This window comes from endosymbiont of Bathymodiolus septemdierum str. Myojin knoll (assembly GCF_001547755.1).
Lineage (GTDB): Bacteria > Pseudomonadota > Gammaproteobacteria > PS1 > Pseudothioglobaceae > Thiodubiliella.
In genome coordinates this window covers 1,156,360-1,175,833 of record NZ_AP013042.1, presented here as the reverse complement: position 1 = coordinate 1,175,833, position 19,474 = coordinate 1,156,360, and the positions used below count along the sequence as shown (strand labels likewise).

Below are 19,474 nucleotides of genomic sequence, written 5' to 3'. Positions count from 1 at the left end.
TTAAAGCAAAATTAACTCATTAACTAATTTCGGTATAATTCAATAACTAATTTATGTAAAGAGGCAAAATGGTAAAAATAGCAGTAACTGGCGCTTCAGGGCGTATGGGAAAAACCATTATCGAAGCGATTAACCAAAATGATGGCGTGGAATTGGGTGTGGTTTTTGATGAAGGCGATAATTTAAACGATGCACTAGATAAGTTTGATGTGCTGATTGACTTTACTCGTCCCGTTGCTACCCTGAAATATCTAGAAATTTGTGAGCGTGCCGGCAAAAAAATGGTGATCGGCACCACAGGTTTTAACAACGAAGAGTTGGCTCAACTTGAGGGTTTTGCAAAAACCATGCCGATTGTTTTTGCACCAAATATGAGTGTGGGCGTTAATCTTTCGTTGAAATTATTAGAGTTGGCAGCACGCGTGATTGGAGAGGATTCGGACATTGAAATCGTTGAGGCACATCATCGTCACAAGGTCGACGCACCCTCGGGCACAGCCTTAAAAATGGGCGAAGTAGTAGCAAATGCTTTGGGTAGGGATTTATCCAAATGCGCAGTTTATGGTCGTGAGGGTATTGAAAAGCCTCGTGACAGAACTACGATTGGATTTTCTACCATTCGTGGTGGTGATGTCGTTGGCGAGCATACCGTGAGTTTCTTTATGGAGGGCGAGCGCGTTGAAATTACACATAAGGCTTCATCAAGAATGACTTTTGCAAATGGTGCAGTGCGTGCGGCGAGTTGGCTAAATGATAAATCGGCAGGATTGCATTCAATGCAAGATGTGCTGGCGTTGTCATAATGCTGTATGCCATTATTTCGCAAGATATTGAAAATTCATTAGCAAAAAGAATGTCCGTGCGTCCTGCGCATATTGAGCGTTTAGAGCGTTTAAAAAATGAAGGACGCTTGATTTTGGCAGGCCCCCATCCTGCAATTGACAATAATGAACCAGGTGAGGCGGGTTTTACAGGCTCTTTGGTGGTAGCAGAGTTTGATTGCCTTGAGGATGCACAAACTTGGGCAGATGCTGACCCCTATTTAGCATCGGGTGCTTATAAAAGTGTCATTGTCAAACCATTTAAGAAGGTGTTACCATGAGTTTAATTTTCCGTCCTTTATTTGAAAAACAAAGTTCAACCTATACCTACTTATTGGCCGATTCAAAAACCAAAGAGGCGATTATTATTGATGCAGTTGATGAAACTCAGCAACGCGATATTGGGCTTATTGAAGAATTGGGTTTGGATTTGAAATACATCGTTGAAACGCATGTACACGCTGACCATATTACCAGTTCTTGCCCGCTTAAACAGAAGTTTAAAAATGCCAAAATCGTTCTCGGTGAAGCCAATCCAGTTGCCTGCGCTGATATTTTAATAAAAGATGCTGAGCGTTTAGCCTTTGGCGACTATGAATTGATTGCCATGACAACACCAGGTCATACCGACGGCTGCATGTCGTTTGTGATTGACGATAAGGTTTTTACCGGTGATGCGTTATTGATTAGGAGTTGTGGTCGTTGTGATTTTCAAGGTGGGTCAGCGGAGAAACTCTATGACTCTATTAAAAAAATATTTACCCTACCTAAAGAGACTTTAGTTTATCCCGCACATGATTATGGTGGCAGAACAGTGAGTTCCATCTGGGAAGAAAAAACCTTTAATGAAATGATTGGTAATAATGTAGATAAAGCTGAATTTGTAAGACGAGTAAATGCGATGAATTTATCCCTGCCTGCAAAAATTCATGTTGCGGTGCCTGCAAATCAAGTATGTGGCGCCAAGATTGTTGCTGATGATTAATGGTTATTCATTAGATCCACATCCACGGGCAAACTTTGCCAAAGAGCAATTTGCAGTAGTGCGTATTCCCCGTGTAAAACGAGAGCGAGTACCAGCGGCAAGTGTGGAAATTGTTGAAGATTTAGAAACAGCAATGGCACAAGCCAATCCTGACAAAAAATTCTACGCTACCAAAGTCGTCGGACCAGCCCGTTCGTCTGAAGGTACAATGCTTTATTATTTAGTCGAAATCTACAATTATGAAGCGTAATTTTTACGGCTGGCTTTTCATTTTATTCACCTCGTTGGTATTTGCAGGGCAAGATTTGGATATTGAATTGACATCAGGCAACACTATCAGCGTTGATGCTTACCCGTCAGATGGTAATACCTTATTGGTCTATTTACCAACAGGGCGTGGTTTTGGCAAAGGTTATCAAACCACTGCTAAAGAATTAACCACAAAAGGCTACGATGTGTGGGCATTAGACTTGCACGATAGTTATATGATTCCAAAATATAAAAGCAGTATTAATCGTTTTAATATTGATGATTTAGTCAATATTATTGCCATTGCTAAAGAAAAATCCTTCAAAAGCATTTATTTTTTAACCACAGGACGCGGTGCACAATTAGCCCTAAAAATCGCTTACCAATGGCAATTAAAACATCCGAACTCGACCTTACTCAAGGGGCATATTTTTCACTCCCCGCACCTAATTGACGGAAAACCTGGCTTAGGTAGCACAGCAAAATACATTAATATTGCCAAATTCAGCAACCTGCCTATCTATATTTTATTACCACAATTCGGCACTAAGTTTATGCGTAGTAAAGAAATTGGCACTCAGCTAAAAAATGGTGGTAGTGCCGTCTTTATGCATCGTTTAACAGGTGTGGGTTACGGCTTTCACATGAAAAAATCTAGAGATTTATCAAAATTTGGTATCAAGGCAAAAAACCATTTGGCAAGTACTTATCACCAAGCCATACAATTAATGAAAACCATACAAGTGCCAAAAATAATGCACACCAATGCAGACATCAATGCCATCACCAAAACTACCTTTGTTGAGCCTGTTTTACAAGTATATCGAGGCAAACAAGGGATGTCGTTAAATCTAAAAACACTGGACGGTGAAGTCGCTAGCCTTGGTCATTATAAAGGGCAAGTGTTACTGATTAATTTTTGGGCAAGTTGGTGTAATCCATGTATTAAGGAGATCCCTTCTTTAATGCGCCTACAGCAAAAATTTAACGAAAAAGATTTTAAAATCATCACTATTAATGTCGGTGAACCCCGTGACAAAATCGTTAAATTTATCAAAAAGCTCAAACTCACGCTACCGATTTTATTAGACGAGAATGGAAAAGCCGTCAAAGAATGGGGCGTGTATGCCTATCCTTCTAATTTTTTGATTGATAGAGAGGGCGTTATTCGTTATGGCTTTCGAGGGGCGTTAGAATGGGATGATCAAAGCGTCATTAATACCATTAAGACCTTGCTGTGAAATACGATGTTATCATCATCGGTGCAGGTGCAGCAGGGTTAATGTGCGCCATGCAAGCTACGCAACGCGGGCGCAAGGTGCTACTTATTGACAAGGCAGATAAAGCCGGTAAAAAGATTTTGATTTCAGGGGGTGGTCGCTGCAATTTCACCAACTTACATATTACCCCAGAAGCCTATATTTCCAACAATCCTCACTTCTGTAAATCTGCCTTATCTCGTTATACACAATGGGATTTTATGGCTTTATTGGAAAATTCCAATCTACATTGGACAGAAAAAACTTTAGGGCAATTATTCTGCGATGAAAAATCAAAATCGGTGTTGTCAATGCTATTGGATAACTGCCAAAAAGCCACTATCCAACTTAACACCAGCGTTGAAAATATTGACCATCAAACCCACTATGTACTCACAACCAACCAAGGTACTTTCCAGTCTGATTCTCTTGTCGTTGCCACAGGCGGTGCATCTATTCCTAAAATGGGTGCTACCGATTTTGGTTTGCAAGTTGCTAAACAATTTGGACACAAATCCATCAATTTTAAGCCTGCCTTAGTGCCACTCACCTTTCATCAAGCGGATATTGAGCGTTATTTTAAAGATTTGTCAGGGCTTAGTATTGATGCAATCGTGGCGTGTAATAATCAAAGTTTTAGAGAGGGAATTTTAATCACTCATAGAGGTGTTAGTGGTCCAGCGGTGTTACAAATTTCTTCTTATTGGCGCAAAGGCGATACCGTAGTATTTAATTTATTACCTGATTTGAAAGCAAGCGATTGGCTGTTAGAGATGCGTGATAGTAACCCCAAATCTGAGTTAAAAACTGTTTTAAATGCCTATTTTCCAAAGCGTTTGGCGATTCGTCTGGCAGATACATTATTAGACAAACCTTTATCAGATAGCGCACTTAATCAGATTAAAAAAGCAGATTTAATCACTTTAGGTAAAAAACTCAATCATTGGGCGCTAACTCCAAGTGGCACTGAAGGTATGCGCACTGCCGAGGTTTGCGTAGGTGGCATAGATACCAATGAGTTGTCCTCAAAAACTCTAGAGTCTAATAAACAAAAAGACCTTTATTTCATTGGTGAAACAGTTGATGTTACTGGTTGGCTAGGGGGCTACAACTTTCAATGGGCATGGTCTTCGGGCTGGGTAGCGGGGCAATATGTTTAAAGAAATACTAAAATATAAAACCCTAAATTTTAAAAAAGGCGACTACCTTTTCCAACAAAATTCAGAGGCTAATCGTCTCTTTTTTCTTGACAAAGGACGAATCAAATTAGTGCGAGAAACTTCAGATGGGCAACCCTTGGTTATTCACATTGCCTACGCGCGCGAAACCTTTGCTGAAGCCTCTCTTTTTGCCAATAAATACCATTGTCACGCCATTTGTGATTGCCCCTGCACTGTTTTATCTTTTGATAAATCAACAGTTTTGCAATATTTACAAAAACACCCGAATGCCACAATGGATTTGCTTAAAATCCACACCCAGCAAGTGCGAGATTTGAGATTATTGAACGAAATAAAAAGCATCAATAGTGCCTACAACAGGGTAACAACTTTTTTCGATTCCGAGGTAGATGAAAATTCTGAATTCCATTTTTCCTATTCACTCAAAGATATGGCACAAAAACTCGGCTTAGCACATGAAACTTTTTATCGCACTTTGAAAATTCTTGAGCAAGAAGGTAGAATTAGTCGCAAAAAACACCTTATTAAAATACGATAAATATGTACTCACTGCCTAAAAATTTATATTCTTATTCCAAATTTTGGCCATCTAAAAAAGGGTTAGTCCCAGCACAACTCTTGCCAATGTCGCGTGAAGAAATGGATGACTTGGCGTGGGATAGTTGCGATATTATTATCATAACTGGCGATGCTTATGTTGATCACCCTAGTTTTGGTATGGCAATTATTGGGCGTTTGCTGGAGTCTCAAGGTTTTCGTGTTGGGATTATTTCTCAACCTGATTGGCACTCTGCTGCTGATTTTCGAAAACTTGGTAGACCAAATTTATTTTTCGCAGTAGCGTCCGGGAATATGGATTCTATGGTTAATCATTATACTGCCGAGAAAAAACCTCGCTCTGATGATGCTTATACTGCTGGTGGTATGGCTGGAAAACGCCCAGATCGTGCTACCACTGTTTATACTCAGCGTGCCAAAGAGGCTTTTAAAGGTATTCCTGTTATTATCGGTGGTATTGAAGCAAGTTTAAGGAGGATAGCTCAATATGACCATTGGTCGCAAACTATTCGTCGCTCTATTTTGCCTGACTCCAAGGCAGATTTATTACTTTTTGGCAATGCTGAGCGCGCCGTTGTAGAAGTTGCACACCGAATCGCTGCTGGTGAAAATATTAAAAAAATGACTAATATTCGTGGTACAGCGTTTATGCGTCAGGGTATTCCTGCTGGTTGGACGGTATTAGATTCTAGTGAAATTGATGATGATAAAAGTTTAAAGCACCCATACGCCGACCCATACGCCGATACTTCTGCTAAAAATAGTCAAGGTTGCGCTGATAAAAATAATTCAAATAATCCAATTAAAACGCTCAAAATTGACCCAAATCAAGGCGCAGCCCAGGTGATTGATTTTAACCAGCGCACTAAGGGTTTGAAGCGCGAAACTAGCGTTATTCGCCTGCCATCATTTGAGCAAGTGGCAATTGACAAATATCTTTATGCACATACTTCAAGAGTTTTTCATCTTGAAACCAATCCAGGTAATGCCAGAGCCTTAGTGCAACGCCATGGTAATCGTGATGTTTGGCTTAATCCCCCGCCAATTCCATTGACGATGGAGGAGTTTGATAGCGTATTTGAGTTGCCATATACGCGTCAGCCACACCCGTCATACGGTGATTTAAAAATCCCTGCTTTTGATATGATTCGGTTTTCAATCAATATTATGCGTGGTTGTTTTGGTGGCTGCACTTTTTGTTCAATCACCGAACACGAGGGACGAATTATTCAAAGTCGCTCTGAGGATTCTGTCATTCGTGAAATAGAAACTATTCGTGATACCGATAAAGATTTTAAAGGTAATATCTCTGATCTTGGCGGCCCAACGGCGAATATGTATCGGTTGCAATGCAAGGACAATAAAATAGAAGCGGCGTGTCGACGCCTGTCTTGCGTGTATCCTGGAATTTGTCCAAACCTTGGAACTGACCACAAGCCACTTACTAAGCTTTACAGGCGAGCGCGTAAATTAGAGGGCGTTAAGCGTATTTTTATCGCCTCTGGTTTGCGTTATGATTTGGCTGTTCGCGACCCTGAATATATCAAAGAATTGGTTACTCATCATGTTGGCGGTCGTCTTAAAATTGCGCCAGAGCATACCGAAGATGGTACTTTGTCAAAAATGATGAAACCAGGAATTGGCGCTTATTATCAATTTAAAAAACTCTTTGAAAGATACTCTAAACAAGCTGGCAAGGAGCAATATCTTATTCCTTATTTTATTTCCTCGCATCCAGGAACGAGCGATGAGGATATGTTGAATTTGGCATTATGGTTAAAAGAAAATAATTTTAAACCAGACCAAGTTCAAGCATTTATCCCAACCCCTATGGCAATTGCCTCGGCTATGTATCACACGGAACTTAACCCATTAAAAAAAATAACACACAGCTCCGAGGTGGTAACAACGCCGCGTAAGGCACAAACTAGAAAATTACACAAGGCTTTTTTGCGTTATCACGACCCTAAAAATCAAGAAATATTACGCGAAGCATTAAAGAAAATGGGCAGGAGCGATTTAATTGGTAGTAAGGAATCGTGTTTAGTGCCGTTTGCTGGTGGCAATATTGGCAAAATTTTTACTGCTAATTTCAACCATAAGCCTAAAGTTAGTGATGATTTTCATCATCGCATTAAAGTGAAAAAATTCAAGAAAAAGAATTAAATTAGGCATGGTCATTAGACTGGGTTGCGAAGCAAATCATTTTAATATTTCCCTTACTAAGTTGTTAAGCCCGGCTTAGGTAAGCCGGGCTTAGGTTGTATTTATTTTCTAAATATAAATTTCTCAACTTTGAAAATAATGTCATTAATAATTATCAATCTTTCTCTAGATTGATAGACAATAACTGCACTTAGGAGTCCGACCGCGATGCCAGCGATAATGTCTAATGGGTAGTGAATACCTTCAAAAACCCTAGCAAATGAACCGATGATGCCAATAGGTAGGGAGATGAGTGCGATTTTTCGGGTAGATTTAAAGAGTAACAAGGTGGAGAGGATGGCAAAGATGAGCGTAGTGTGGTCAGAGGGAAGTGAGGAATCTAGGGCGTGGGCTTTAAGAGTGGTGCCGATGTGATCCATAAAAGGGCGGTTATGGAAATAAAGCAACCCAATGATTTTACTGATGGAGAGGGCAAGGACAGTACTAAAGGTGGAAAAGATGGCTTCGTTTTTGCGTTTGGTGAAGAAAAATAGGCCAATGATGAGTACGATGAATGCGTAAGGTGTGACTTCTCCAAAGCCCAGAATGATTTGGTCAAGGTAGGTATTTTTGCCAGTAAATGCGTTAAGAAATAGAAATAAATCTTGGTTGAATGTATTCATGCTGCTTATTATATATAAACAGCTTGTTTAAGTGTTTTTTAATAGTTATGATTTCAGTCATATTATGTTAGGTAAAAAATCGGTACAATGTGCTCTTAACTTAATAAAATATTGAACATTGAAAAACATATGAAAAACATATGAAAAACATATGAAAAACATTGAAAAACATATGAAAAACATATGAAAAAGACAGTCCTATTTTTAGTATTATTTGGCACATTGGGAATGATGCAGATTTCAGTAGGTGCAACGGATCAGCGTTATCATTTAGGTTTAGATGATGAAGAAAAGGTGGAATTTCTGAGTGAAATGAGACAAATGTTAATGAGCGTCCAGCAGATTGTGTTCGGTATCGGTACGGGAAATAAAACTATGATTATTAAAGCAGCGCGCTATTCTGGTAATAGAATGGCGAGAGCAACACCGCAATCTGTTAAAGATAAGACCCCAGTATCATTTGAACAAATTGGCGCTCCGACACATATGATGTTTGAGGAATTGGCTATTAATGCGGCAGAAGTAGATGAGGATGACGCAGATGATATGAAGGATTTAGCGGAATTGACAGGAAAGTTGATGAAAAATTGTTTAGCTTGTCATGAGGCTTTTACGGTTAATTAATGAGGGGTGCTATGTTTGGATTTGGTGAAAAAGTAGAGGGTTACGAGGTGCTTGTTTTGAATGAACGGGAGGTTCGGGCTGCGGCTGGGATTGTATTTTTCTTTGCATTTATGGCATTTTTGAATGGATTTTTGACAGGTAATAATGAGCCAACTAAGTTAATGGTAACGGTGTTTTTGTTTGATTTTTTCATTCGCGTATTTATTAATCCAAAATATTCACCATCAATGGTGGTGGGGCGTTGGATGGTGAATAATCAAACACCAGAATATGTGGGTGCTCCGCAGAAAAGATGGGCGTGGGCATTCGGGTTTTTCTTGGCATTAATTATGTTTTATTTGGTGGTATTAAACGATATTCGTGGGCCCATCAATATTTTAACTTGTGCGTTGTGTTTGGGGTTGTTGTTTTTTGAATCGGTGTTTGGGATTTGCGTAGGGTGCAAGGTTTATAATGCTTATCACCATGGTGGTGCGCAACATTGCCCAGGGGAATCATGTGATTTAACAAGGAGTCGATTGCCGATTCAAAAGTTAGATACAATGCAAAAAATTATTTTTTTGCTGTCAATATTAGCATTGTTGTATTTATCGTTTGGCAACATTATTAAATTTTTAATTAAGGGGTAGAAAATGAGAATTATTATATTATTGCTATTGCTTGGCGGTATGACAACTGCGCAGGCTGCGTTGAAAATACAAAAAGTGAGTGACAATGTGTATGCGTTAATAGGCGAGATGACTGATAGATCACAGGAGAATTTGGGTAACAATTCAACGCATGGTTTTATTGTAACAAAGGATGGCGTAATACTGGTAGATTCAGGCGGTAGTTATCTGGGTGCGCAGCAGATTCATCAGATGATTCAAAAAATAACGGATAAGCCAATCAAAATTGTCATTAATACAGGTGGACAAGATCATCGTTGGCTGGGCAATGAGTATTTTCACAAACTGGGCGCTAAGATTATTTCATCAAGTAAGACACATGAGGATCAGATTGCTAGGGCTGATTTTCATATGAGTAAACTTAAACGCTTGATTGGAAAAGCCCTTGATGGCACGCATCCTTTTTATTCAACAGATACTTTTGATGCGAATAAAACACTAGATTTTGGCGGTATACATTTAGAGTTATATTATTTTGGCGGGGCACATACAGTAGGCGATATTATGGTTTGGATGCCGAGTACAAAAACAATGTTTACTGGCGATATTGTTTTCAATGACAGGATATTGGGCATTGGTCCTGCAAAGAATTTTCAAAGTTGGATGCATACATTTGAAAAAATGGCGAGTTTTAAGCCAAAACATATCGTGCCAGGTCATGGTAATCCATCTGATTTAGCAACTGCTAAACATAATACTTATGATTATTTAGCATTTTTAAAAAAAGAAGTTGGAAAAATTTTAGAAAATGATGGCAGTATGGTGGATATCAGTAAGATTGACCAATCAAAATTTAGTTATTTAAAAAACTATGAAGCGTTTACTGGGAAAAATTCACAATGGGTGTTTGAACAAATGGAGTTTGATTTTTAATAGGAGAAAAATATGAATAATATAAAAGCATTATGGGTAATTATTGTGGTGCTTTCAACCATTGTTGTTGGCGTTGGCTACCAAGTGGTAATGGGTTCTACGGTGCGTTCGGCAGATGGGCGAACAGCGATTGTTTTGACTAAAGATGAGCGTAACTTTGTCTTGGGCGAGATGCGTGGCTTGTTAGGACATATGCAACAATTGGTCACGGCAGCAGCAGATAAAGATATAGATAAAACCATCGCAATTGCTAAAATATTGACAGGTGATACTAAGGGTGAAAAGCAGGTATCAATTATTGCCAAAACCCCACTGCATTTTAAAAAGATTACGAAAAATATTCACTCACAATTTGCTGAACTCTATGAAGATGCTATGACAAAGAGAGATGTGGATTATTCGTTAAAGCAAGTATCGGTGATTATGCAAAATTGTATTGCTTGTCACGGTGCTTATACATTGGTAGAAGATAAAGAATAGGAGAAGGTTATGAAGAAATTATTTATTTTGTTGGCGTTAGTTTTTAGTATTAGTGCCGTGGCGTTGTTTGGTTTTGGCGATGATAATGCCAAAGTTAAGGAAAAAACAGCAGAAGCGTGTGAAATTCCTGCATTTGCAAAAGCCATTGGCCATGAAGACCAGTGGCTGTTGCATAACGGTTGTCCGCCGAAAAAAGATGCTGATAAAGATGTTAAAGAAGAGGAATAAAGCGACTTAATCGCAAGTTATTTTTTGCTGATAACAGGTGCTATATTTTTTTGCAATTTTATTGCGCCCAATGGTGCTTGGGTGAGAAGATAAAAAGTCTAAAATATTTTTATTTTTCTTGAATTCACATCATAAGTGCAACACTCGTTAGTTGGTCAAAAGAGTATTTGGAAGGTAAAAAATAGTGCGTAAAATATCAGTTTAGTGTCCAGTCGAATGGGGGAGCCGCACACTGACCCCAATTATTTCTTAACATCACTGGCAAAATAAAGCGTAGTGAGGAACGAACGCAGCTTTATTTTGTCCGAGTGCATGTTTTTGTTATAAAGCAATTTAATAATGCGGTTCGGCTATGGTATTGTAGGCAGTCCAAGTTCTTCAAGAAACCCATTATGCTTAGCCGTAGCAGAAATAATGTTTTTCTCTAATTCCTTCAGCTCAGTATTTACTGCGAGCAAATTAATTTGTTTTTCTGGTTTGGCGGTGCTGACATACCTGGAAATATTCAGGTTGAAGTCATTTTTCTCTATTTCTTCCATAGAAACACGACGAGAATAACGCTTCTCTTCTTTGCGGTATTGATAAGTATCAATGATTTTTTCTATATGTTCTGGCAATAAGCTATTTTGCCGCTTGCCTTTTTCAAAGTGTTCGCTTGCGTTGATCATCAGTACATCATCAGGCTTTTTACACTTTTTTAACACCAAAATACAGACGGGGATACCTGTAGAGAAAAACAGATTTGCAGGCAAGCCGATTACTGTATCAATATGATTATCTTTTAACAATTTTGACCGAATACGCGCTTCCGCACCGCCCCGAAATAACACCCCATGGGGCAAGATAATTGCCATCGTGCCTTCATCGCCCAAGAAATGAAAGCCGTGTAGTAAAAAGGCAAAGTCGGCAGCCGACTTAGGTGCAAGTCCGTAGCTTTTAAAGCGAAAATCTTCGCCTAAAGCGTCCGTCGGTTCCCAGCGGTAACTAAAGGGTGGATTCGCCACCACCGCATCACATTCTAGTTTTTTGGACGGGTTCATTTCATTCAGCAAATCCCAGTCGTTCAACAAAGAATCTCCATGATGAATTTCAAATTCAGAATCTTTAACCCCATGCAACAACATATTCATACGAGCCAAGTTGTAAGTGGTGATATTTTTTTCTTGCCCGTATATTTTACCAATGCCGTGTGAGCCTAACTGCTTACGCACATTCAACAATAACGATCCTGAGCCACAAGCAAAATCCAGCACTTTATTGAGCTTTTTCTTTTTACCTGTTGCGGGTTCCTGACTGTCCAGAGTGACAATGTCGGACAGTATTAACGACAATTGTTGTGGGGTATAAAACTCACCGGCTTTTTTGCCCGAACCTGCGGCAAACTGGCCAATTAAATATTCATAGGCGTCACCTAATACATCGCTATCACTCGAAAAATCGGCAATGCCCTCAGCAATTTTAGTAATAATGGTGCAGAGTTTGGCATTACGATCCGCATATTTTTTACCGAGTTTTTCAGAATCCAGATTAATTTCCGAGAACAAGCCTTGAAAACTATTTTCAAACGATTTGTTTTCAATGTATTTAAAACCTGCCTGCAAGGTAAGCAGTAAATCATCGTGCTGGGTTCTTGCCAGTTCTGCAATACTGCTCCATAAGTGTTGTGGCTCAATGACATAATGCACTTTACGGCGCATTTGCTTTTCAAATGCGGGGACATCCTCAGCATTTTGTTCATACCACACCGCTAAAGGTGCGCGCTTGTCGTCGGCTGCAAGTTTTGGATAATCTGATCCCAATTCTTTTTTAGCGGATGCTTCGTAGTTATCCGATAGATAGCGTAAAAACAAGAATGACAGCATATAATCGCGGAAATCATCGGCATTCATTGCACCGCGTAATTGGTCGGCAATTGCCCACAAGGTTTTGCCTAATTCTTTTTGGTCGTGTTTGGTCATAACTGCTTCTTACCCCTTTTTAAGTTTATTCTGTATAGCCACTTTTTCAGTGGCTTGTATGAGCTGTTCTAACTGCTTATCAGCTTGTTTTGCTTCAAGCTGCCTACGCTGCTGATAAAACTTGTCATATTCCTGTTCGGCTAGTTGTTTTGCCATCTGGTGCGATATTTTGCCTGCATGGTTTAAAATATCGCGGTCATTCAAACTTAAAAACCCATCCAGTTTCACAATCCAGTCGCTCATGGACATGGGAATACGGCGCATCGCCTGACCTTCGGCAAAAATCAGATATTGTTCTGTTAAATTATTCAATGCTTGCAGCTCGTCTTCATTCAGGTAGTTTTTTGCATTCACCACATCCTGCTTACGCACCTTGGCACTACGCCAGTTGGTTAGCCCCATATTGGCTTGATTGCTATCCGCACGCTGATGAATAATTTCCGCCGCCGTGTTGCCAGTAATCGCCCAGTGGATTTTGTTTTGCACGGTTTTAAAAAAAGTAATACTGGTGTCTAAGGTGGGATCATAATCGACACTGGTGGCATAAATATCGGTGATTTTTTGATAAAAACGCTTTTCGCTGGTACGAATATCCTGAATGCGGCGCGTTAGCTCTTCAAAATAATCAAAAGGCTGGTCAGGGTTTTTCAGGCGTTCATCATCCAGCACAAAGCCTTTTACAATGTACTCGCGTAGCTGCTGTGTCGCCCATTGACGAAAACGGGTAGCGGTATGGCTTTGCACACGATAACCGACGGAGATAATGGCATCTAAATGATAGTGCCTGGTACGGTACTGCTTGCCATCAGCGGCAGTTGTAAAGAAATCCTTTACAACTGAATCTTCAATAAGCTCCTGCTCTAAAAAGATATTTTTCAGGTGCTGACCAATATTCTGCTTGCTGGTGCCAAACAGTTCCGCCATCAAAGCCTGGGTCAACCACACGGTTTCATCAACAAAACGCACATCCAGCTTGATTTGGCCGTCTTCGCTCTGGTAGATAATAAATTGTGGTGTATTTAACTCACTCATGCGCCCACCATCTCTGCATTAGGGAAAAGCTGTTGCATTAAGCCTTTTTTATGGGCTTTGAGGGATTCGATTTTTTGGTCGTGTTCGGTCATGTTTCTCGCACCTAATATTTAAATTGATACTTTTCAACGAGCTTATCAAACACATCGTTAAAATAGTTTTGTTCAGATTCATTCATTATTTCTGTTTGATCATAATATATATTCTTATGAGAATGTGTGTTTATCACGTTTACTACACCATCTACATTTTCAATACCTATTAGTTTTAAAGTGTGCCCCGTTCTTCCTGTTCCTAAAAATGATGCAATATTTTCTAAAAGCTGCCTTAATAAAGCAAAATGATAGGTATAAAGTTGCTCATTTTTTGCTTTTTCTAAAACTTGAAATAAGTGCAAATGGTAAAGAAAAACATTCTTTTTAAAAGGCTCAAGCGTTAGATTCCCATCCACTCGCTTTAATATATGCACCCCAGTCAAGTTTTTGTAACGACCACTTTTTTCACCCTTTGTTAGGCGATTACCAAATTCGAAAGTAAACCGATATGATGCGTGGTAATAATAATTCGCTTTTTATCATAGTATTTTTCGATTTGCTGAAATAAAGTATCCGCAGTTATGAATATATTGTGTTCATCAAGGCTGGATACAGGGTCGTCAATAAAGATATGTGCATCTTGTTCGCCTGCCCAACCATCCACTTCTAACAGTGCCAAGTAAAAGCACCATACAAATATTCGTTCCTCGCCACGAGAAATTTTAATTGGGACATCTTCATCACCTTCAACAAAGAAAGTAACAGACTCGATACCTTTTTCAAGATCATCATATGGATTAAGCCTAAAATGATATGTAGGGTTATACATTGCCAACTTGTCCATAATTGCTTGCTCATCTTCATACAAAAAACTATGGAACTGATTTAAGCTACTTGGCAGTATATTAAGATGCACGTTGACACCATCGTTTTCTTCATCGTTATCCCAAACAAACAAGTCTTCACTGAAAGCGTTATAGTAAACCCCTGTATGCTTACCACTTTCAACATCTTTAGTTAAATTTTTATAGGCTACTGATAATCGGGTCTTACCTGTAGCATTAAAAGCAAAGATAAGAATAATATTTTCATCAAACTCTTTCAGTTGAGATGCTATAGTTTCTAAAGTCATGCAGTCACCTCATCAGTGGCAGGGAAAAGCTGTTGCATCAAGCCTTTTTTATGGGCTTTGAGGGATTCGATTTTTTGGGCTTGGGTGGTGATTAGGTTATCGATGGAGGATAGGCAATTGGCGATTTTTTGTTGTTCAATAATTTTAGGTATATTGATGCCAAGATTTTTTAATTGGCTCGGATACAGATGAACGACTGAAATACCTTGTGACATTTGAGCGATAAAATACTTTTTAGCACTGTTTAAATAATATGATAAAAAGACACCATTCATTTTAGTGCGAATGATATTCAAGTCTCCGCCAAGCGCAATACCACTTTCCATCACACATGAAGCTGTAGCAATATCTTCTTGAGTTTCACCTGAAGCAGGGATAATTACGTCATTTGATTTGCTCAATACTAAATTGTTAGCTGTTATATTTGTGTGTGAACTTATATTTTCTATTGTTTCATTGTATAGCGTGTAAAGTTCACCGTATCTTATACAAGGTTGCTTTCCATCAGTTGTTATATCTGCTTTAGAGATACCTTTTCCTTTTAAAAACGAAGCAACTTCTCCTAGCTTTCGCTCCTCCCACTCCCCCGCATCCCGAAACGCAGGAAAGCGCAGTTTGGGGACGGTTTCGCCTTCGGCGGGGAATAGTTGCTGCATCAAGCCTTTTTTATGGGCTTTGAGTGCATCGTATTTTTTGGTGTGTGAGGTGATTAACTCGTCGATGGAAGACAGGCAATCTGCAATTTTTTGTTGTTCATCTCGTTTAGGCACGATCATTAGTAACTTTTTTAAATCATCAAGTCCTATTCGTTTTCTCGTGGAACCTGTCGCCGTCTTTTCTACTAATGCTCTAAATTGAACAGAATTAATAAGTGTGTATATAAAATATTTGCTAAACAACTCCTCATCGACAACTAAACGTATTCCATCAGAACACATTACATACCGTTTATGTGTATCGGGTATCAGGCAAGCTCGCCCTACAGGGTCGCCCATCTTGGATAAAATAATCTCATTCGGATATATGTTGTTGCTTAAAAGTTCATTTGCCTTTTCTTCTGATGTGAATATTTTATAATCACCCTTAAATTCACCATCACCAATATTTTGGAGCTGAATAATTCTAATACCATCGGCTACATAATCGGAAGATTTGAGATTTGAACCAAATGGCCCTCCAATAAAACTCCACTTTATTTTTTTATCTGCAACATCAATGAATTTTATTTTATCCCACTTACCCATACCTAGAAATTCAGGGAAGCGTAACTCAGGTTCTAACTCTTTTTTTACTAGCTTACTCATACGCCGCCAACCCCGAAATATCTCGCCCTTGGGCTAGTTTATTCAGTAACGGCACTAAGTTTTCCATCAGCGCAAGCTCTGCTTCGCGTCGAGCCTTCCAACCCAGTTCCAAAGGTTCCATCAGATCGGTAAGTTGCTCGCCGTCGAAGATCATGCGATCCATAATTACATCAACAAAGCTTTGTAGAGCTTCGCTGGTCAGTCCGTGTTTTTCTGCAATGGCGACGAGTTCCTTAGCAGATTTTTCTGCTTTAAATTTATCGTAACCCTCTCGTATGGCTTTTTCACTGAGTTTTTCACCTGCTTGCAGGCTACTGATATAGTCCACAATATCGTCACGTTCATCCATTAAGTTGGCACTTGAACTGATTAAATCGATAAGTTGCTGGCGGGTCATTTTTTGTTTACTGGGGGTGTCATCGATGGTTTTTGCAATTAAGCCCATGATGTAGTCGTAATCAATAACCGCCGAGGCGAACAACACCAGTTCAAAATCCAGTTGTTGTATGGGGTCATCAGGATCACCACCACCCTTACCTTGTTGTGTTTTAAGGCGTTGTGCCGTTTCCAGATACATACCTTTAAAGCCGCGTAGTTGTTCTTCGGGTAGTCGCTCTTTTACTTTGCCTTTTTGTTCATCGCTTAGATCGGTGTATTGATCAAGCTGGGTCTTTAGCCGCTGCACCTCTTTAAAATGGTTGATAAATTCTGCTCGTGCAGCGTCACCCTTGAGGTTGTTGACTTCTTCGGGCGTGCAAGCAAGACCTTGCGAGTCCATGAATTTTTCCAGTTGGCTAACGGCACCGTCTAATTGCTTGATCACTTCGGGCGCAGGGTCAACCAACCAGATTTCTTTTGCCTTGTCTCTGCTCGCACCAGAGAACAGCGCAATCGCTTCATTAACGGCTTGTTCCTGATAACGAAAATCCAGAATCATGCCGTGGGGTTTGGTATCGTTCAGTACCCGATTGGTACGCGAAAAGGCTTGAATTAAGCCGTGATGTTTTAGGTTTTTATCGACATACAGGGTATTGAGATATTTGGAATCAAACCCCGTCAGTAACATATCCACCACGATTACGATGTCGATTTTGTTTTTATGTAGGTAATCCTTGTTGCTATATTTTTGATCTTTAATGCGTTGCTGGACATCCTGATAGTACAAATCAAATTCATTAATACCGTGATTGGTGCCATATTGGGTATTAAAATCCGCCATGATGGCTTTAAGTGCCGCTTTCTTTTTTTCTGGCTCTGTTTGGTTATCAGCCTTTTCCTGTGGCAAATCTTCTTGTATTTGCTGCACGTCTTTATTGCCTTCGGCGGGTGGCGAAAATACGCAAGCGATATTTAACGGTCGATAGCTTTCGTCTTCCGCTTGTTTTTGTGCCTGTGCTTGTTTGAATAAATTGGTGTATTCAATGGCGTGATTAATGGATGCCGTAGCTAAAACAGCGTTAAAGCGACGCTGATTTGTGGCAGCATTATGTTTGTCCAAAATTTCGTTTACCACTGCTTCGGGTGCAGGTGGCTTGTTTTTTTGAGTTTGGGGCTTAGGCTTCTTGCCTGTCTTGGCGTTTTTATCTTCGCTTGCTTCAGATTCTATGGTTTTTGGCTTTTCACCAAAGTAGTCAATATGAAAGCGCAGTACATTACGGTCTTCTATGGCGTTGGTAATGGTGTAGTGGTGCAGTTCCTTTTGAAAAATATCTTTGGTGGTTTTATAAGAGGCTTGTGTACCGTCAATGGTTTTGTATGTGGCATTTTCTTCAAAAATAGGCGTACCGGTAAAACCGAATAACTGCGCATTGGGAAAGAACGATTTAATGGCTTGGTGATTATCACCAAATTGGGAGCGATGACATTCATCAAAAATAAACACCATACGCTGATTGCGTAGTGGCTCTAATCGTTGTTTGTAAGTTTGTTTGCCTTTTTGTTTATTCGCCTGATTTCGTTTACTGGTTTCATCCAGAGCAAGCCCCAGTTTTTGAATGGTGGTCACAATCACTTTATCGGCATAGTCTTCTGAGAGCATGCGCCGCACTAGCGTTTCGGTGTTGGTGTTTTCTTCAACACAACCATCCTGGAACTTGTTAAATTCTTCACGGGTTTGACGATCGAGGTCTTTGCGATCCACCACAAACAGGCATTTATCAATGTCCGGGTTATCTTTCAGCAGCGTGGAGGCTTTGAACGATGTGAGGGTTTTACCACTGCCCGTGGTGTGCCAGATATAGCCATTGCCTCGATTTTGATGGATACAATCGACAATCGCCTTCACCGCATAGATTTGATATGGGCGCATAATCATCAGTTTTTGCTCGCTGGCGACCAAGACCATATAGCGGCTAATCATTTGGCCGAGTGTGCATTTAGCGAGAAAGTGATCGGCAAAGTCATGTAAGTGATTAATCTTTTTATTGTCTTCACTTGCCAGTTCATAAACAGGCAAAAATCGTTCATCGGCATTAAAACTAAAATGCTGATTGTGATTATTGGCAAAGTAACGGGTTTTATTTTCATTGCTGACAATAAATAACTGCATAAAACACATCAGTGTGTTGGTGTAGCCATTGCCTGACTCGTTTTTGTACTCAACGATTTGTTCCATCGCACGGCGTGGGCTGACATCTAAGGTTTTTAGCTCTATTTGCACCACGGGTACACCGTTGATAAGCAAAATAACATCGTAACGATGATTGCTGTTATCGGTGTTGATGCGTAGCTGGTTGATAACTTCAAATTCGTTTTTGCACCAGTCTTTGATATTGACCAGTGTGTATTGTAGCGGGGTTCCGTCCTCACGCTGGAATGTGTTGCGTTCACGCAGTGTTTTAGCGGCGGTAAAGACATCAGGATTGACGATTTCATCACGCAGGCGAGCAAATTCTGCATCGGTTAGGTTAACGCGATTAAGCGCCTCAAACTTCTCACGGAAGTTTTGCTCAAGTGCAGTGCGGTCACGGATATCTTCGCGATAGGTGTATTTGAGATCTTTTAGCTTGGTAATTAAAGCATCTTCGATCTGTTGCTCTCTTATTGTCATTGTTTACTCTTAATTATATAAAGGGGTCAGTATATAAAGGGGTCAGTGTTAATTATTTCTTCTTTTTCCGTCATCCTTTTTGTACCAACGGCACAAGATTTTTTAGATGAAAAACAACAAAGGAGACCTTTGCGTAATTTATAATTTATTGCCTTAATTTCAGTTTGTCTGTTTTTCAAAAATATTTTCTAGAATCTACTGTATTTTTCT

Annotated in this window: 20 protein-coding genes; 13 read left to right on the top strand and 7 right to left on the bottom strand. The window is 39.7% G+C overall.

Annotated elements, in window-relative coordinates:
- The first annotated feature begins 68 nt into the window (after positions 1 to 68).
- From dapB to BSEPE_RS06090, 8 genes are read left to right on the top strand one after another with little or no spacing between them, the layout of a single operon-like run.
- Positions 69 to 803, top strand: coding sequence for a 4-hydroxy-tetrahydrodipicolinate reductase (dapB, locus tag BSEPE_RS06125; RefSeq protein ID WP_066045168.1), 735 nt, complete (start codon positions 69 to 71; stop codon positions 801 to 803).
- The gene (locus BSEPE_RS06120) at positions 803 to 1,102 is read left to right on the top strand and encodes a YciI family protein (protein WP_066045166.1); all 300 of its coding nucleotides are present in this window, start codon (positions 803 to 805) and stop codon (positions 1,100 to 1,102) included. The genes dapB and BSEPE_RS06120 overlap by 1 nt, the downstream gene beginning before the upstream one ends.
- The gene (locus tag BSEPE_RS06115; protein WP_066045164.1) at positions 1,099 to 1,806 is read left to right on the top strand and encodes an MBL fold metallo-hydrolase; all 708 of its coding nucleotides are present in this window, start codon (positions 1,099 to 1,101) and stop codon (positions 1,804 to 1,806) included. The genes BSEPE_RS06120 and BSEPE_RS06115 overlap by 4 nt, the downstream gene beginning before the upstream one ends.
- Positions 1,799 to 2,056, top strand: a complete 258-nt coding sequence (locus BSEPE_RS06110; RefSeq protein WP_070104571.1) for a hypothetical protein — start codon at positions 1,799 to 1,801, stop codon at positions 2,054 to 2,056. Before BSEPE_RS06115 ends, BSEPE_RS06110 begins: the two co-directional genes overlap by 8 nt.
- Positions 2,046 to 3,296: a TlpA disulfide reductase family protein gene (locus BSEPE_RS06105; protein ID WP_066045162.1), complete on the top strand. Its 1,251-nt coding sequence runs from the start codon at positions 2,046 to 2,048 to the stop codon at positions 3,294 to 3,296. The genes BSEPE_RS06110 and BSEPE_RS06105 overlap by 11 nt, the downstream gene beginning before the upstream one ends.
- Positions 3,293 to 4,474, top strand: coding sequence for a BaiN/RdsA family NAD(P)/FAD-dependent oxidoreductase (locus BSEPE_RS06100; protein ID WP_083502989.1), 1,182 nt, complete (start codon positions 3,293 to 3,295; stop codon positions 4,472 to 4,474). Before BSEPE_RS06105 ends, BSEPE_RS06100 begins: the two co-directional genes overlap by 4 nt.
- Positions 4,467 to 5,033, top strand: a complete 567-nt coding sequence (locus tag BSEPE_RS08080) for a Crp/Fnr family transcriptional regulator (protein WP_066045160.1) — start codon at positions 4,467 to 4,469, stop codon at positions 5,031 to 5,033. The genes BSEPE_RS06100 and BSEPE_RS08080 overlap by 8 nt, the downstream gene beginning before the upstream one ends.
- Before the next feature lie 2 nt (positions 5,034 to 5,035).
- Positions 5,036 to 7,219: a YgiQ family radical SAM protein gene (locus tag BSEPE_RS06090; protein ID WP_066045158.1), complete on the top strand. Its 2,184-nt coding sequence runs from the start codon at positions 5,036 to 5,038 to the stop codon at positions 7,217 to 7,219.
- A 101-nt stretch (positions 7,220 to 7,320) separates the two neighbouring features.
- Here BSEPE_RS06090 and BSEPE_RS06085 read toward each other — a convergent pair whose 3' ends face one another.
- Positions 7,321 to 7,881 carry an undecaprenyl-diphosphatase gene (locus tag BSEPE_RS06085; RefSeq protein WP_066045156.1) on the bottom strand — a complete coding sequence of 187 codons (561 nt, stop codon included), beginning with the start codon at positions 7,879 to 7,881 and terminating at the stop codon, positions 7,321 to 7,323.
- A 183-nt stretch (positions 7,882 to 8,064) separates the two neighbouring features.
- On the opposite strand from BSEPE_RS06085, the gene BSEPE_RS06080 reads away from it, so the two are divergent.
- Genes BSEPE_RS06080 through BSEPE_RS06060 form a run of 5 tightly spaced genes read left to right on the top strand, consistent with a single transcriptional unit; the run spans position 8,065 to position 10,754 of the window.
- A complete protein-coding gene (locus tag BSEPE_RS06080) occupies positions 8,065 to 8,505 on the top strand; it encodes a hypothetical protein (protein WP_066045154.1) in 441 nt (146 codons plus the stop codon).
- 11 nt (positions 8,506 to 8,516) lie between these two features.
- Positions 8,517 to 9,134: a DUF4395 domain-containing protein gene (locus BSEPE_RS06075; protein WP_066045152.1), complete on the top strand. Its 618-nt coding sequence runs from the start codon at positions 8,517 to 8,519 to the stop codon at positions 9,132 to 9,134.
- A 3-nt stretch (positions 9,135 to 9,137) separates the two neighbouring features.
- Entirely contained in the window at positions 9,138 to 10,046 is a 909-nt protein-coding gene (locus tag BSEPE_RS06070) for an MBL fold metallo-hydrolase (protein ID WP_066045150.1), read from the top strand.
- Between the two features lie 12 nt (positions 10,047 to 10,058).
- Positions 10,059 to 10,526 (top strand): hypothetical protein, encoded by a 468-nt coding sequence (locus tag BSEPE_RS06065; RefSeq protein ID WP_066045147.1) that lies wholly within the window; start codon positions 10,059 to 10,061, stop codon positions 10,524 to 10,526.
- A gap of 9 nt (positions 10,527 to 10,535) precedes the next feature.
- Positions 10,536 to 10,754, top strand: a complete 219-nt coding sequence (locus tag BSEPE_RS06060; protein WP_066045145.1) for a hypothetical protein — start codon at positions 10,536 to 10,538, stop codon at positions 10,752 to 10,754.
- Positions 10,755 to 11,104: 350 nt separating this feature from the next.
- Here the strand turns inward: BSEPE_RS06060 and BSEPE_RS06055 are convergent, their stop codons facing one another.
- The 6 genes from BSEPE_RS06055 to BSEPE_RS06035 all read right to left on the bottom strand — a co-directional run bounded on the left by BSEPE_RS06055 (position 11,105) and on the right by BSEPE_RS06035 (position 19,264).
- Positions 11,105 to 12,712: a type I restriction-modification system subunit M gene (locus tag BSEPE_RS06055; RefSeq protein ID WP_066045143.1), complete on the bottom strand. Its 1,608-nt coding sequence runs from the start codon at positions 12,710 to 12,712 to the stop codon at positions 11,105 to 11,107.
- 9 nt (positions 12,713 to 12,721) lie between these two features.
- Entirely contained in the window at positions 12,722 to 13,744 is a 1,023-nt protein-coding gene (locus BSEPE_RS06050; protein WP_066045140.1) for a virulence RhuM family protein, read from the bottom strand.
- A gap of 103 nt (positions 13,745 to 13,847) precedes the next feature.
- Complete coding sequence (locus BSEPE_RS08160) at positions 13,848 to 14,195, bottom strand: hypothetical protein (protein ID WP_231893491.1); 348 nt, start codon at positions 14,193 to 14,195, stop codon at positions 13,848 to 13,850.
- A 59-nt stretch (positions 14,196 to 14,254) separates the two neighbouring features.
- Positions 14,255 to 14,911 carry an AAA family ATPase gene (locus tag BSEPE_RS08155; protein ID WP_231893490.1) on the bottom strand — a complete coding sequence of 219 codons (657 nt, stop codon included), beginning with the start codon at positions 14,909 to 14,911 and terminating at the stop codon, positions 14,255 to 14,257.
- Positions 14,908 to 16,215 carry a restriction endonuclease subunit S gene (locus tag BSEPE_RS06040; RefSeq protein ID WP_066045138.1) on the bottom strand — a complete coding sequence of 436 codons (1,308 nt, stop codon included), beginning with the start codon at positions 16,213 to 16,215 and terminating at the stop codon, positions 14,908 to 14,910. Before BSEPE_RS06040 ends, BSEPE_RS08155 begins: the two co-directional genes overlap by 4 nt.
- Complete coding sequence (locus BSEPE_RS06035) at positions 16,208 to 19,264, bottom strand: type I restriction endonuclease subunit R (RefSeq protein ID WP_066045136.1); 3,057 nt, start codon at positions 19,262 to 19,264, stop codon at positions 16,208 to 16,210. Before BSEPE_RS06035 ends, BSEPE_RS06040 begins: the two co-directional genes overlap by 8 nt.
- Between the last annotated feature and the right edge of the window lie 210 nt (positions 19,265 to 19,474).

What these genes read in the sequence shown, in the direction of transcription:
- BSEPE_RS06065 (WP_066045147.1), top strand. Translation starts at nt 10,059, where the DNA reads ATGAATAATATAAAAGCATTATGGGTAATTATTGTGGTGCTTTCAACC.
- BSEPE_RS08155 (WP_231893490.1), bottom strand. Translation starts at nt 14,911, where the DNA reads ATGACTTTAGAAACTATAGCATCTCAACTGAAAGAGTTTGATGAAAAT.
- BSEPE_RS06035 (WP_066045136.1), bottom strand. Translation starts at nt 19,264, where the DNA reads ATGACAATAAGAGAGCAACAGATCGAAGATGCTTTAATTACCAAGCTA.
- BSEPE_RS06105 (WP_066045162.1), top strand. Translation starts at nt 2,046, where the DNA reads ATGAAGCGTAATTTTTACGGCTGGCTTTTCATTTTATTCACCTCGTTG.
- BSEPE_RS06055 (WP_066045143.1), bottom strand. Translation starts at nt 12,712, where the DNA reads ATGACCAAACACGACCAAAAAGAATTAGGCAAAACCTTGTGGGCAATT.
- BSEPE_RS06075 (WP_066045152.1), top strand. Translation starts at nt 8,517, where the DNA reads ATGTTTGGATTTGGTGAAAAAGTAGAGGGTTACGAGGTGCTTGTTTTG.
- BSEPE_RS06050 (WP_066045140.1), bottom strand. Translation starts at nt 13,744, where the DNA reads ATGAGTGAGTTAAATACACCACAATTTATTATCTACCAGAGCGAAGAC.
- dapB (WP_066045168.1), top strand. Translation starts at nt 69, where the DNA reads ATGGTAAAAATAGCAGTAACTGGCGCTTCAGGGCGTATGGGAAAAACC.
- BSEPE_RS06060 (WP_066045145.1), top strand. Translation starts at nt 10,536, where the DNA reads ATGAAGAAATTATTTATTTTGTTGGCGTTAGTTTTTAGTATTAGTGCC.
- BSEPE_RS06115 (WP_066045164.1), top strand. Translation starts at nt 1,099, where the DNA reads ATGAGTTTAATTTTCCGTCCTTTATTTGAAAAACAAAGTTCAACCTAT.
- BSEPE_RS06110 (WP_070104571.1), top strand. Translation starts at nt 1,799, where the DNA reads ATGATTAATGGTTATTCATTAGATCCACATCCACGGGCAAACTTTGCC.
- BSEPE_RS06090 (WP_066045158.1), top strand. Translation starts at nt 5,036, where the DNA reads ATGTACTCACTGCCTAAAAATTTATATTCTTATTCCAAATTTTGGCCA.
- BSEPE_RS06070 (WP_066045150.1), top strand. Translation starts at nt 9,138, where the DNA reads ATGAGAATTATTATATTATTGCTATTGCTTGGCGGTATGACAACTGCG.
- BSEPE_RS06085 (WP_066045156.1), bottom strand. Translation starts at nt 7,881, where the DNA reads ATGAATACATTCAACCAAGATTTATTTCTATTTCTTAACGCATTTACT.
- BSEPE_RS06040 (WP_066045138.1), bottom strand. Translation starts at nt 16,215, where the DNA reads ATGAGTAAGCTAGTAAAAAAAGAGTTAGAACCTGAGTTACGCTTCCCT.
- BSEPE_RS08080 (WP_066045160.1), top strand. Translation starts at nt 4,467, where the DNA reads ATGTTTAAAGAAATACTAAAATATAAAACCCTAAATTTTAAAAAAGGC.
- BSEPE_RS06080 (WP_066045154.1), top strand. Translation starts at nt 8,065, where the DNA reads ATGAAAAAGACAGTCCTATTTTTAGTATTATTTGGCACATTGGGAATG.
- BSEPE_RS06120 (WP_066045166.1), top strand. Translation starts at nt 803, where the DNA reads ATGCTGTATGCCATTATTTCGCAAGATATTGAAAATTCATTAGCAAAA.